Genomic DNA, 12804 nt, shown 5'->3' on the forward strand with positions numbered 1-12804 from the left:
CAAGCGGGCACCTATCGTAAGCAAGCATGGAGGAACGTCCATGACCGCATTCGCGAAGCTCGCCGTGATCGCTACAGCATGTCTCGCGCGAGCCGCACTCGCCGCTCCGGAGACCGCGGTTACGCCGCTGATGGAGAAGCCACTCGCGGACTATCCCGGCAAGGAAGCGTTGATGGTCACGGTGGTGTATCCGCCTGGCGGTGCGGATCCAGTCCACGCGCATCACGCGCACGGTTTCATTTACGTGCTCGAAGGCTCGATTGTGATGGGCGTGAACGGCGGCAAGACAGTGACGCTCGGACCTGGGCAGACGTTCTACGAGGGGCCGAACGATATACATACTGTCGGACGCAACGCGAGCAATACGCACCCCGCGAAGTTTCTCGTGCTGTTGCTCAAGGATGAGAAGGCGCCCGTTCTGGTGCCAGTGAAGTGATGCATAGGTAGGCTCGCGGCCTGCCCGCAGAGGATGCGGCGGCCGCGTCACAACTTGCTCGTGTCGAACGTCTTATAGGCGTGTTCCAACCTCGACTCGAGCAATCATGTCCAACACTCAAACTCCGTTTCGTTCTGGCGGCGACGATTCGCTTGCCAGCAGCTTCGTCACGAGCTATGCGGGCGTCGTCGCCTTTCTGGCGGTTGCGAATGAAGGTAGCTTCGCACGAGCCAGCGACCGCCTGGGCATTGGCCGGTCCTCCGTGAGCCGCAATGTGCAGAAGCTGGAGGCGCAGCTCAATGCGCGCCTCTTCTTGCGTACGACGCGCAGCACATCTCTCACGCGCGAAGGGGAGTTGTTCTACCAGAACTGCCATCCCGGAGTTGAACGCATCGTGCAGGCGCTCGAGGACATGCGCGAATTGCGCAATGGACCGCCACGCGGACATCTTCGAATCTGTTCGACGACGAGCTTCGGCCGTGCGATCGTCGCGCCGCTCATGCGCGGCTTCAACGATGCCTTCCCCGAAATCACGGTTGAACTGCTGCTGAGTGATCATGCGGCCAACTTCACGGTGGACCGCATCGATGTCTCCTTCCGCGATGGGCGTGTGGAAGACAGCCAGGTCATAGCAAAGCAGCTCATACCGATGCGACTACTCGTCTGTGCATCGCCCGAGTATGCGCGCACCCACGGCTTGCCACGGGATCTGTCCGAGCTGACCGCGCATCGCTGCATCAATCTGCGAACGGCGTCGGGACGTATCGCGGATTGGGAATTCAGTGTCAATGGGGGCACGCAGAAGCTCGTACCCGCCGGCCGCCATACTTTCAACTGTGCCGATCTCGCACTGCAAGCCGTGCATGCAGGGCAGGGACTAGCACAGCTGCCTTCCTATCAGGTGTGCGAAGCGTTGCGCGCCGGGCGCCTCGTCGCCTGCCTGACGCAGTTTGCGCTGAACGACCGCGGACACTATCTCTGTTATCTCACTCGCAAGCATTTGCCATCGCGCATTCGCGTTTTCGTCGATTACATGACAGAACAGGTGCGCGCGCTCGACCTTCACTGCCTCGATGGAGCGTTGTAATTGGCGCCTCGCGCTGACTGAGTCTTCGCGGGGGGGGAAGCATGACGCCAAAGTCGTTCGATGCGACAGATGATTCGGCCGGAGTTTCACGCAGCGACCGCCGTACTGCGTTGGCCCTGATCATTGCGATTCCAGTTTGGATTTACGACCTACGACGTCGCCGCGCCTATGAGCCGATCGCGGATTGTGCGCGGTGTGGGGCGGGTGCGCGATAATGCAGGAGACATCGACTGCCGGTAAAACGGCGGGTCGAACTTCTGTGGAGGCCGGGTGGACATTCTGAAGCGTAACAATGTGCATGTTGACGGGACAGGAACGACAACCATGATGTTCGCGCATGGCTTTGGATGCGATCAGAACATGTGGCGGCATTTTGCGCCGGCCTTCTCTCAGCGATATCGCACGATTCTTTTTGATCTCGTCGGTAGCGGCGACTCGGACCTCACGGCCTACGACCGCGCGAAATACAGCACCCTGCAAGGCCATGCTGACGACGTGCTGGAGATCGTCGAACAGTTCAGCACGGGCCCGATCATTTTCGTCGGTCACTCGGTCAGCACCATGATCGGTATGCTGGCGGCAATCAAGTCGCCCGAGCAGTTCGCCGCGAACGTGATGATCGGCCCATCGCCGTCCTTTATCAACGACGCAAACTATGTGGGCGGGTTCGAGCGCAGCGACATCGAAGAGTTGCTGGACACGCTCGAAAGTAATTACCTCGGCTGGTCGAGCACGATGGCGCCCTCAGTCATGGGCGCCCCGGAACAGCCGGAGCTTGCCCAGGAATTGACGAACAGTTTCTGCCGCACCGACCCGGACATCGCCAAGCATTTCGCGCGCGTGACTTTTCTGTCAGATCACCGCGCCGACCTTGCACGGGTGACGACGCCCACGCTGATCATTCAGTCGAACGACGATCTGCTCGCGCCCGTATCGGTTGGCGAATTCATGCGCGACATGATTCCGGGCAGCCGCCTCGCGATGGTCGAAAACGTAGGACATTGTCCGCATCTGAGTGCGCCCGGTCCGTGCATTGACGCCACTAAAGATTTCCTCAAACAACTGGCGCTTTGAGATGGACGGTACTCATCAACCCCTCTCTACGATGAGCGAGGCCTACGAGCACGCCCCATGCGGACTTGTCTCCACGACAACCGACGGCACCATCGTGCGTGTCAACGCCACCTTCTGTCGCTGGACGGGTTATCAGGCAGACGAGCTTCTGGATCAGCGTCGCATCCAGGACCTGTTGACGATTGGCGGCAAGGTCTTTCAGCAGACGCATTTGGCTCCGTTGCTTCAGATGCAACGCTCCGTCGCTGAGGTCAAACTGGAGATTCGGCGCCGCGACGGTCGCAAGGTGCCGATGCTCATCAACGCCGTTCGGCGGACGGTCGGTGAAACCGAACAAGACGATTTCGCCTGCATCGTCGTCAACGATCGTCACAAGTACGAGGTAGAGCTTCTGCATGCTCGCCGGCAGGCGGAAGAGGCGCTTGAAGCGAGAACGGCCGCTGAAGAGGCGTTGCAGCGCGCAGACCGGCACAAGGATGAATTCCTCGCGACGCTCGCCCATGAACTGCGCAATCCGCTGGCGCCGATTCAGGCCGCGGTCCGGCTGCTGACGAGGAAGGCGTTCGCCGACGAGCAACTGAATTGGTCCACGCGCGTGCTCGAGCGTCAGGTGGCGCAGCTTGGCAGGCTAGTGGACGATATGCTCGACGTATCCCGGATTGCGGAAGGCAAGCTCGAAGTTCGCAAGCAACGCATCAGTCTCGCGACGGCCATCGACCTTGCAGTCGAAGGCGTCAGGGATCTCATTCGTACGCAGTCGCATCACCTGCGTGTCGACCTGCCGGACGCGCCTCTGTTCGTGAACGCGGATCCGACGCGACTGACGCAGATCGTGCTCAACCTCCTGAACAACGCCGCCAAATACACGCCTCCCGGCGGGACGATCGATCTCGCTGTGCGTCGTGAAGGGGATGAGCTGGCCATGGCTGTACGCGACACGGGCATCGGCATTGCGCCAGAGCACCTCGACACACTGTTTGATATCTTCTCCCAGTTGCCCGAGGGCCATTCGCGGTCCGGCGGCGGCTTGGGCATTGGGCTCTCGCTCGTACGTGCGTTGACGGAGCAGCACGGTGGCACCGTCACGGTCACGAGCGCAGGGGTCGGCATGGGCAGCGAATTCATCGTGCGCCTGCCGCTTTCATCGGATCAAACAATCGTTCAGAACAGCGATGCGCTCGATACATGGCCGCCACGCAGCAGACGCCGGATTCTCGTTGTCGACGACAGCGAAGATTCGGCCGTCAGCCTCGCGATGCTGCTCGAGGCTGACGACTACGAGACGCATACCGCCGCAGACGGCCATGCCGCGCTGCGTCTCGCGTTCGAATTTCAGGCCGACGTGCTGCTCGTGGACATCGGACTGCCCGACATGTCGGGCTACGATGTTGCCCGCCAAATCCTCCGCGATCCGCGAAGCAGCGGCATGTTGCTCATCGCGCTGACGGGATGGGCTCAGGAGCGCGATATTCAGGCGGCACGCGATGCGGGTTTCCATCATCACCTTGCCAAGCCAGTGGATTATCGTCAGTTGCTCCAAATCCTGAAGTAGCCGTCCGGCGCTGACACTGCGCATGTGTCGCGCAAGCAGTTTTCCGGCTGCTGTTCATGGACCGGAAGACGCAGAAGTGCTTCAGCTTGCCCGTGAAGGTCGTGCCTCCTCGAGCTCACTGCTGTCAGGTTCCCGTCGAACCGGAGATCGACCGGCTGGTTCTTGACGGCGCAACATGCTCGATCATCTTGAACAGCCCGGCGTCCACGGACTCGACGACGCGGGCGCCGCGGCGAGAAACTCCTTGCGGCTGCAAACCTAATCCTTCCTATTCCGCTTCGGATGAAAGGAAGGCAGCCGTACCCCCCGACAGGCGTCGACCATCCCTGCTAAGGGAGACTATTCCATCATGGCGGAAGGTCTATTGTTTTGAATGTGCAGCCGGCTTTCTCTCTTGGCCCTCGGTGGGCGCATGCGCTTCGAGTGAGTCGCGGGTGATGGTTTGAAATGCGTGACTAGGGACGACGAAGACCACGCGCCCCTAGAAGTATGCGAACCCACATGCGGGACCGGCTTGTCGGCAATGCAGACGTCGGTGCTACTGAACACAACGCATCGCGCGCCTACGATGCTGGAAGGAGCCATTCATGCAGAGCAGCAATCTTCGACAAGGCGACAGCGGCGACGACGAGAAGACGTTGCAACGGGCACTCGCGGAACACGGATTCAGCCCGGGGGCCATCAACGCGTCCCTGATTCCCTTTCTGCTGGACGACTGAAACCCGTATCGAAAGGAGAAGCGATGAGTTCATTATCTCTGGATCCCGTACCGGAAGAATCTGGCACGTCTTCTTCGTCGGTGACACCGATCAAGCCCGCCAAGGAACCCGCGCCGCCGCCGGCGGCGTCCGCGCAGTCGAGATTCCCCGCAGAGCAACTGATTCTTCAACGCGACCTCAATGAAGTCCTGCTATTGCTGGATTTCATTTCAGGACGTCCGGACGTGCACATCTGGGATATCGGCGACATCAAGTATCCCGTCCGGCCAAGCACCGAAGCGAACGCGAACGCCAACAACGGCAATGGCGCGACGAGTGCGCCGGCCGCGCTGCCGCCCATCGAAGTGATCAGAAGAATTTGCGCCTTACGTTATCCGCCGGAGCCGGATCAGAGCCTGAAGGAACGCGCCGACGACGCCGCCTTGCTCCTGTGCGTGAAGGACAAGGTCAACTCGATCGCCTTTCCGGCGAACGGGGTGACGATTGCCTACACCTACATGTTTCTCGAAGAGCGGTCCAGGGCGAAGCGCAACGCGCTGGCCCCGCCGGACAGCGGCCTCACGCTCGACAAAGAGACTCGCGCGGTCGTGGCGAAGTCGGCTTATCCGGGGCTCCTTCCGAGCGCGAAACGCTTTCGCTGCTTTCATAAGAACGTTTCGCGTGTCGGCGCCGCGGTCACGTTCTTTTCCGCGATCCTGCTTTGGCTGGTCGTGTACGGCATGCAACTGACGTTCCGCTTCGAGGACGATCAGAAGAGCACCGCGGACCTGACCAGCCAGATCTACGCGGCAGTCGACAAGGAGAACGCGGCGCTCGCGCAGGACAAGCAGAGCCACGACAGCGTACCCGTGCGTTGCGATTCGAAAATCGATCAGCAGAGCAATCAGATCCGGCTGCTGTGCAACCGCTGGTCCTACTATCAGGCGCGTTACGAGAAGTCCATCAACGATGCGGCGACATTCGCCGAAACGTCGCCTTCGTCATGGCTGACCATGCCGTTTCCAATTTCCTCGATGCTGCTCACGAAGAACAAGGCCGGCAACCCTGTTGCGACTCAGGAGAATATTCAGTCGATCACGCTGGTCCTGTCCGCCTACGCGAGCTATGTATTGCCGGTGCTTTTCGGACTCGTCGGCACGATCGCCTCGTTTTTGCGCGATATCAGCGACCGGATCACGCGCAGCATTCTCGCGCCGCGCGATGAAACGCTCGCCATCATTCGGCTGATGCTCGGCGCCATCGCAGGGCTCGCCGTCGGACTATTCTTCACGCCAGGTTCAGTGGCGCAGACGGTGAGTTCCGGCTCGGGAGTGCTCACTCTCTCCGCGTCGGGCATCGCGTTCATTGCCGGTTATGGCGCGGATGGTTTCTTCCGCATGATCGATGCGATGATCGTGCGTGTCTTCAGCCTCGATCGCCCGGACAAGCCGGCGCAAGCGAAGTAAGGGGCGCAGAGGCTTTATTGCTTCAGCGGCGGGAGGGCTAATCGATTCATTTTGTCCGCCGTGCAATCGACGTCTCCGAACTCACCGGAGCAGCAGAAACAATCGAATATTCGATCAGGAAGCGACGGGATCGGAGTAAGACCGGATGTTTGACAGCCAAGCTGAAGTGCCGCGCGTTGTCATCGTGCAAGAGACCACCCATACAAAGCTAGCTGCTAGGGGCCGATCGCTTCGATTCACGATTGGCTGGTCAGCCGACGACCGATAGCTACCGATTCCGCCGTTCCCCGTTAGCCTTGAACAAATCATCAAATGGCGGCTCCGTCCCAATGCGCCGACGCCGACGACGACGTGACACAGGTGACGAAGCCGCCCTCATCGCGTGCGGTGCCCGGTCTGGACGTATGACGACCGAGGAAGGCGGTTCTGCGGTGGCGTCTGTGGAATCAGCCTGCTAGATAGGTACCTGCGATCAAGGATGCGGTGGCCATCGCCTGCCACGCGCTCTCGTCGCCGGGGTGGGTTTCACGCAGATTGACAACTTGGTCGGCAAATGATGATATGGCGCTTATCCTGATATGACAACGTACAAGAAGGCGAGTATGTGCCGTCACGACAGTTTTCGGGAATAGCTCATTCACGACGACCGGTCCGTTAGCGCGGATCCAACGCATCGGACATGCACTTCAGCGACATCCGTAGTATGTCGTCATACATCACCGGTTGCCTGCTGTAATTAAGGCGCTGACGCAACAGGAACATCTGCCGACATGTTTTCTCTCGACTTCTCGCCGCTGTTGCCATACTGGCCGACGTTCCTGCTCGGCGCCTGGCTCACGCTCAAGATGACGTGCGTGGCGGTGTTCTTCGGTCTGATCCTCGGCATGCTCGTCGCCTTCGCCAAGCGTGCGAAGGTGCCGGTCCTCACGCGCATCTGCATTGTCTATATCGAGGCCGTGCGCAACACGCCGTTCCTCGTGCAGATATTTCTCTTGTACTTCGGCCTCGCGAGCCTCGGTCTGCGGATGCCGACCTTCGCGGCTGCGGCGCTCGCGATGACCATCAACATTGGCGCGTATGCGGCCGAGATCATTCGCGCGGGACTGGAATCCGTGCCACGCGGACAGATCGAAGCGGCCGAATGTCTCGGGCTGTCGAAGTGGCGCATCGGCTGGCACGTAATGCTGCAACCATCGATCGAGAAGGTCTATCCCGCGCTGACGAGCCAGTTCCTGCTGATGATGCAAGCCTCCGCGATCGCTTCGCAGATTTCGGCGGAAGAACTCACGGCGGTCGCGAACACCGTGCAGTCCGACACCTTCCGTTCGCTCGAAACGTATATCGTGGTGGCTGCGTTGTATCTCGCGTTGTCGTTGATCATCAAGCTCATCGCGTGGGCGGTCGGTGAGCATCTCTTCAAGCGCCGCCGCGCGATCCGCCTCGCCGCAAGACGTGCGGGCAAGACGCCGCCCGATTCGCAACGCATCGATACCGTCATTCCCGGAGGTGCGGCATGAGCGGCGGATTCACGTCAGCGCACTTCATCTACCTGGCGCAATCGATCGGCTGGACGCTTGTGCTTTCCATGCTCGCGTTCGTGCTCGGCGGCATCGGCGGGTTCTGCGTGATGCTCGCGCGTATCTCGCCGCGTGCGTGGCTATCGCGCGCCGCGCTCGTCTATATCGAAGCGATTCAGGGCATTCCACTGCTCATCCTGCTCTTCATCGTGTACTTCGGTTTGTCCGTCTATGGCTATCAGGTGCCCGCGCTCGTCGCGGCCGGCCTCGCGCTGATGGTCTATTCGAGCGCGTATCTCGGCGACATCTGGCGCGGCTGCATCGAAGCGATGCCGAAGCCGCAATGGGAAGCGTCGGAGTGCCTGTCGCTCACGCGCTGGCAGACCCTGCGGCTCGTAATCATCCCGCAGGCGATGCGTCTCGCGCTGCCGCCGACGGTCGGCTTTCTCGTGCAACTCATCAAGATGACGTCGCTGGCTTCGGTGATTGGCTTCGTCGAACTGACGCGCGCGGGACAGATCATCAACAACTCTATCTTCCAGCCGTTTCTCATCTTTGGACTGGTCGGCGCTTTCTATTTCGTGCTGTGCTATCCGCTGTCGCGCTGGAGCCAATCGATGGAGAACAAGCTCAATGTCAGCAATCGTTAAGGTCGACGATATTCACAAGAGGTTCGGCTCCAATCATGTTCTCAAGGGCGTGTCCTTTGACGTCAACAAGGGCGAGATGATCGCCGTGATCGGCGCCAGCGGTTCGGGCAAGAGCACGGCGCTGCGCTGCATTGACAGGCTCGAGACGATCGACCAGGGGCAGATCGAAGTGTGCGGCATACGTGTCGACGACCCGAAAGTCGATCTGCATCTGTTGCGCCGGGAAGTGGGCATCGTGTTTCAAAGCTATAACCTCTTTCCGCACTTGACCGTGGAAGAGAACATCATGCTCGCGCTGCGTCACGTGAAGAAGATGTCGAGCGCAGAAGCGCGGCGTATCGCGTTGAACGTACTGGAGCAGGTCGGTCTCGAACAGAAGGCTGACGCTTATCCGGAGCAATTGTCAGGCGGACAGCAGCAGCGCGTGGCGATTGCGCGCTCACTTGCGATGTCGCCGAAAGTCATGCTGTTCGACGAGGTGACATCGGCGCTCGATCCGCAATTGACAGGCGAAGTGCTGCGCGTGATGGAAGACCTTGCAGCCGATGGTATGACGATGCTGCTCGTCACGCACGAGATGGCCTTCGCCAAGCGCGTCGCGGATCGCATCATCTATATGCATCAGGGCAAGGTGTGGGAAGTGGGCGAGGGCGGCATGCTCGATGCGCCGAAAACGCCTGAATTGCGCGCATTCCTTGATAACGGACTTTGATATCCGGGCATCTGATTCAGCAACAAGCAATCAGCAACATTGATAAAAACGGAGACTCGACTTGAAAGTGAACACCATGATTGCACGCGCCGCTTTGGCAACCCTGATGTTTGCAGGCGCGGTGCACAGCGCGTTGGCCGATGAGTTCGACGACATCAAGAAGGCTGGCGTCGTGCGCGTCGCGATTGCAATCGGCACGCCGCTCTTCAGCTACGCGGACCAGAACCTGAAGCCCGCGGGATCAGATGTCGATACTGCAACCGCGCTCGCGAAAGATCTCGGCGTGAAGCTCGAACTCGTGCAGATCACTAACGCGGCACGCATTCCGACGCTGCAGGCAAAGCGGGCGGACCTCGTGATCTCGTCGCTGTCGGTTACGCCGGAGCGCGCGAAAGTGGTCGACTTCTCGAACCCGTATGCGGCGATTTCGATCATTGTCGGCGGCGTGAAGACGATCAAGGTGAAGGATTATGCGGACCTGGACGGCAAGACCATCGGGCTCACGCGCGCCACGGTGAACGACACGCTCACGACGCAACAGGCGAAGGGCGCGCAGATCCAGCGTTATGAGGACGACGCGACGCTGATCACGTCGATGGTCACTGGCCAAGTCGACATCTTCTCAAGCACGCCTTCGAATCTGAAGGAGATGCAAGACCGCGCGCCACAACGCAACATCGAGATGAAGTTCGAGCAGAAGACTTTCGATCTCGGCATCGCGATGAACAAGGATCAGCCGCGCCTGAAGGAATGGGTGAACAATTGGGTCGGCACGAACATGAAGAACGGCAACCTGAACACGATCTATAAGAAATATCACGGTCGCGATCTGCCGGATAACGTCCGCAAGGGCGTTTGAGCTTTCATGTGCATTCGGTCGATGCAGGATCGTCGCGCACCCGTGTGACGCATTGGCGCGCCGTGGCGGCGTGATGCGGGGGCATCAAGCGCAGCATCGCTCGCCTGCGGCCGTCAGACCAATGGCTTGCGCGCTGCGATTGAACAGGGCGGCGTCCCCGCGTGTTCCAGCGCCTAAATCGGCCGCCCGTTCGCGATACGGCGCCTACCAAACGCTTCGCAGGCCGTGCTTAGCTGTTGCGTCCGCAAACACCGCTCGACGGCGAGCGCGCGGTCGCGGTCGGTAGCGAACTCTTTGGACTTCCTCTAGCCGGCTAATTGCGCTGGCGCATTCTATTTCGTTCCGTGCCCGATCAGCCGGCGACGACATTAGCACCTATTGGTACGCGCGCATTCCGGTGTCAGTGGTCACTTCGTGGGGGAGGGCAATGCCGTGCTTGGTGCTGCGGGCGGCTGTCTGGTAGGCCGTCACATGGCTAACAAGACAAAGAGGACGCGGTGGCTCGCGGGCGAGCGGAGCCGGCTGTGCAAGGTGAACTTCTCCAGGACGATCATGCAACCTTCCCCATGCTGGCAGTATGTTCGCGTGGGCCAACAACGCCAAGATGCTTCGCCAGTGTATCAACAACGTTTTCCGCCATCCGGCGACGGGTGTCATGCGTGCCGGGTCCAAGATGCGGCGTCAGCACGACACGGCGATCACCGATTAACGCATCTGGCACCTTCGGCTCGTTCTCGAACACATCGAGTGCTGCGCCTGCGATTTTATTCGCCGCGAGCGCGTCGATAAGCGCGGCCTCATCGACGACGGGGCCGCGTGCGATGTTGACGAGAAAGCCATCGGGACCGAGCGCATCGAGAACACTTGCATCGACGATATGCTGGGTTGCAGGCGTGAGCGGGCACGTCAGGATAAGCATGTCGCTATTCAACGCCAGTTCGGTGACGTCACCGTAATACGGCATGTCGACGGTTTTTGGCGACGGCCCGAAATACGCGATGTGTGAGCCGAAGGCATGCAAACGGCGGCCAATGGCCGAACCGATGGTGCCCAGCCCGACGATGCCTACCCTCATGTTCGAAATGGAGCGCCCCAGCGGATAATGCTTTTCTTTGGGCCAGCGTCCGTCCCGAACAAAACGATCCGCATTGACGATGTCCCGCGTAAGCGCGAGCGCAAGACCGATCGCCGCGTCCGCCACGTCTTCCGCCAGAATGTGCGACGTGTTCTCGATGCGGATGCCCCGCGCCTTAACGGCATCGACATCCACGTTGTCCAAGCCTGCGCTGTAGCTGGAAATGATTTCAAGCGAGGGAAGGGCGTCGAGGAAAGCGGCATCGATAATGGTCTTGCGCAAGGCAATGCCGCGCACCTTCGTACCGTGCTCCCGGAGGAACGCGGAAACAGCAGCGGGGTCTTTGGGAAGATCGATGACGCAGAACAGCGCGTTCAGTTCGTCGTGCGCCCATTCGGGCAGTTCCGCTGCGTTAAGAATGATGGGCTTGACCAGGACTATAGGCACAAAGTGTTTAACATGATGCCGGCGTGCCTGAACGGGCCACGCCGGGTCTTACTCTCAGATAAGTGCGACGGTTTAACTCACCTTGACGCGCTCGATCTTTCCCATCACGAACAGATAAACGAGCGCAGCCACGATGCAGTGTGCGGCGACAAAGTACAGGCCGACGTTATAGCCGCCGGTTGCCTGCACGATGTAACCGAATACGCTAGGCGTCACGATCCCGCCGATGTTGCCGACACAGTTGAACACGGCGCCCGCGAGACCCACTGCTTCGCGCGGCGCGGTGTCACTGACGATAGCCCACGTGCCCGCGCCCGCTGCCGCGCCTCTGCCGAAGAACGCGATTGTCATCAGCAGCACGATCACGATGTTGCTTTCCGTGGACGCCGACAACACAAGACATGAGCCTCCTGCCATGCCGACGATATACGGGGTCTTGCGCGCCCACGACACGGTCCAGCCGCGTCGAATGAGCCAATCTGAAATTGCTCCGCCTGCGATGCCGCCGAGAAAGCCACACAGATCCTGCGATGTGTCGGAAGCAGTCCGACACATCGCCAGCGCGCGCGGCCCTGGAGACACCGGACGGTACAGCCTTTTGCTTCATAAACAATGGGTTAGGCCGCGACCCTTAACGCGGCGAGCCTTGGCACAAAACATGACTAGGAAAGACTGAGCGCAGCTTCAATCCGCTCAGAACAGTCCTGGCGCTTGCCGCCACAACTACTCTCAATGGGTGAACCGAAATGAGCACGCTGACAATTGTTGACCTCTGCCACGATAAAGCAATGTCTAGTGAAGAGATGCGCCGCGTTGTCGGCGGGCACGACGTAGAGAAGGAAAAAGCACTCGTGGAAGCCTATCGTGTTATTGCTTCAATGAACGCCTTAGAGAATACGCCCGACCCGGCTCCGCCCCATGTTGGCATGAAGCTGTAGTGCTGAGCGGCAGCTAAAGCAAGCGATAGGCACAGAGGATTCTGTCGTTGGTTCGGGACTATGAGATCGGAGTTCGCCAATCGCGGGGCTTCGGCCCTCGACCATACGGCGTAGCGCGGTGATCATCGCCTTGACGGTAAACGGCTGACTGAACTCCGATTTCGAGGAGCCTGTCAGATATTCCGTGTGCCAAGGTCATGAGACGATAAGGGAAAGTAACATGACTGAAGCAACCATGACCCAGAAGCGCAAACCTCCGAAGACCCCGAAACTGTTCTCCGACGAATTGATCG

The 12804-nt window shown here is 59.8% G+C and carries 13 protein-coding genes; 11 read left to right on the forward strand and 2 right to left on the reverse strand.

All coding sequences use genetic code 11. The features are described 5' to 3' along the window. Positions 1 to 40: 40 nt before the first annotated feature. From GV035_RS26205 to GV035_RS26245, 10 genes are all read left to right on the forward strand, one after another. Positions 41 to 436, forward strand: coding sequence for a cupin domain-containing protein (locus GV035_RS26205; RefSeq protein ID WP_159838558.1), 396 nt, complete (start codon positions 41 to 43; stop codon positions 434 to 436). A gap of 106 nt (positions 437 to 542) precedes the next feature. Continuing rightward, entirely contained in the window at positions 543 to 1523 is a 981-nt protein-coding gene (locus GV035_RS26210; protein ID WP_159838560.1) for a LysR family transcriptional regulator, read from the forward strand. A 270-nt stretch (positions 1524 to 1793) separates the two neighbouring features. Beyond that, positions 1794 to 2597, forward strand: a complete 804-nt coding sequence (locus GV035_RS26215; RefSeq protein ID WP_328699812.1) for an alpha/beta fold hydrolase — start codon at positions 1794 to 1796, stop codon at positions 2595 to 2597. 1 nt (position 2598) lies between these two features. Continuing rightward, positions 2599 to 4149 (forward strand): hybrid sensor histidine kinase/response regulator, encoded by a 1551-nt coding sequence (locus GV035_RS26220; RefSeq protein WP_159838565.1) that lies wholly within the window; start codon positions 2599 to 2601, stop codon positions 4147 to 4149. A gap of 587 nt (positions 4150 to 4736) precedes the next feature. Then, on the forward strand, positions 4737 to 4868 hold the full coding sequence (locus GV035_RS29785) for a hypothetical protein (protein WP_268892293.1): 132 nt from the start codon (positions 4737 to 4739) through the stop codon (positions 4866 to 4868). Between the two features lie 23 nt (positions 4869 to 4891). After that, the gene (locus GV035_RS26225) at positions 4892 to 6313 is read left to right on the forward strand and encodes a hypothetical protein (protein ID WP_159838567.1); all 1422 of its coding nucleotides are present in this window, start codon (positions 4892 to 4894) and stop codon (positions 6311 to 6313) included. A 770-nt stretch (positions 6314 to 7083) separates the two neighbouring features. Continuing rightward, positions 7084 to 7830, forward strand: a complete 747-nt coding sequence (locus tag GV035_RS26230; RefSeq protein WP_159838569.1) for an amino acid ABC transporter permease — start codon at positions 7084 to 7086, stop codon at positions 7828 to 7830. Further along, entirely contained in the window at positions 7827 to 8480 is a 654-nt protein-coding gene (locus GV035_RS26235) for an amino acid ABC transporter permease (protein ID WP_159838571.1), read from the forward strand. Before GV035_RS26230 ends, GV035_RS26235 begins: the two co-directional genes overlap by 4 nt. After that, positions 8464 to 9192, forward strand: a complete 729-nt coding sequence (locus GV035_RS26240) for an amino acid ABC transporter ATP-binding protein (protein ID WP_159838573.1) — start codon at positions 8464 to 8466, stop codon at positions 9190 to 9192. Before GV035_RS26235 ends, GV035_RS26240 begins: the two co-directional genes overlap by 17 nt. Positions 9193 to 9253: 61 nt before the next feature. Beyond that, entirely contained in the window at positions 9254 to 10051 is a 798-nt protein-coding gene (locus GV035_RS26245) for a transporter substrate-binding domain-containing protein (protein WP_159838575.1), read from the forward strand. A 550-nt stretch (positions 10052 to 10601) separates the two neighbouring features. On the opposite strand, the gene GV035_RS26250 is transcribed toward GV035_RS26245, so the two are convergent. Together GV035_RS26250 and GV035_RS26255 are read right to left on the reverse strand one after the other, a co-directional pair. After that, a complete protein-coding gene (locus GV035_RS26250) occupies positions 10602 to 11573 on the reverse strand; it encodes a 2-hydroxyacid dehydrogenase (RefSeq protein WP_201304071.1) in 972 nt (323 codons plus the stop codon). Between the two features lie 72 nt (positions 11574 to 11645). Then, positions 11646 to 12128 carry an MFS transporter gene (locus GV035_RS26255; protein ID WP_236572847.1) on the reverse strand — a complete coding sequence of 161 codons (483 nt, stop codon included), beginning with the start codon at positions 12126 to 12128 and terminating at the stop codon, positions 11646 to 11648. 191 nt (positions 12129 to 12319) lie between these two features. Between GV035_RS26255 and GV035_RS26260 the strand changes: the two genes are divergently transcribed. Continuing rightward, entirely contained in the window at positions 12320 to 12511 is a 192-nt protein-coding gene (locus tag GV035_RS26260) for a hypothetical protein (RefSeq protein WP_159838577.1), read from the forward strand. The last annotated feature ends 293 nt before the right edge of the window (positions 12512 to 12804 follow it).

This window comes from Burkholderia sp. 8Y (assembly GCF_902506145.1).
In the GTDB taxonomy this organism is placed as follows: Bacteria; Pseudomonadota; Gammaproteobacteria; order Burkholderiales; family Burkholderiaceae; genus Caballeronia.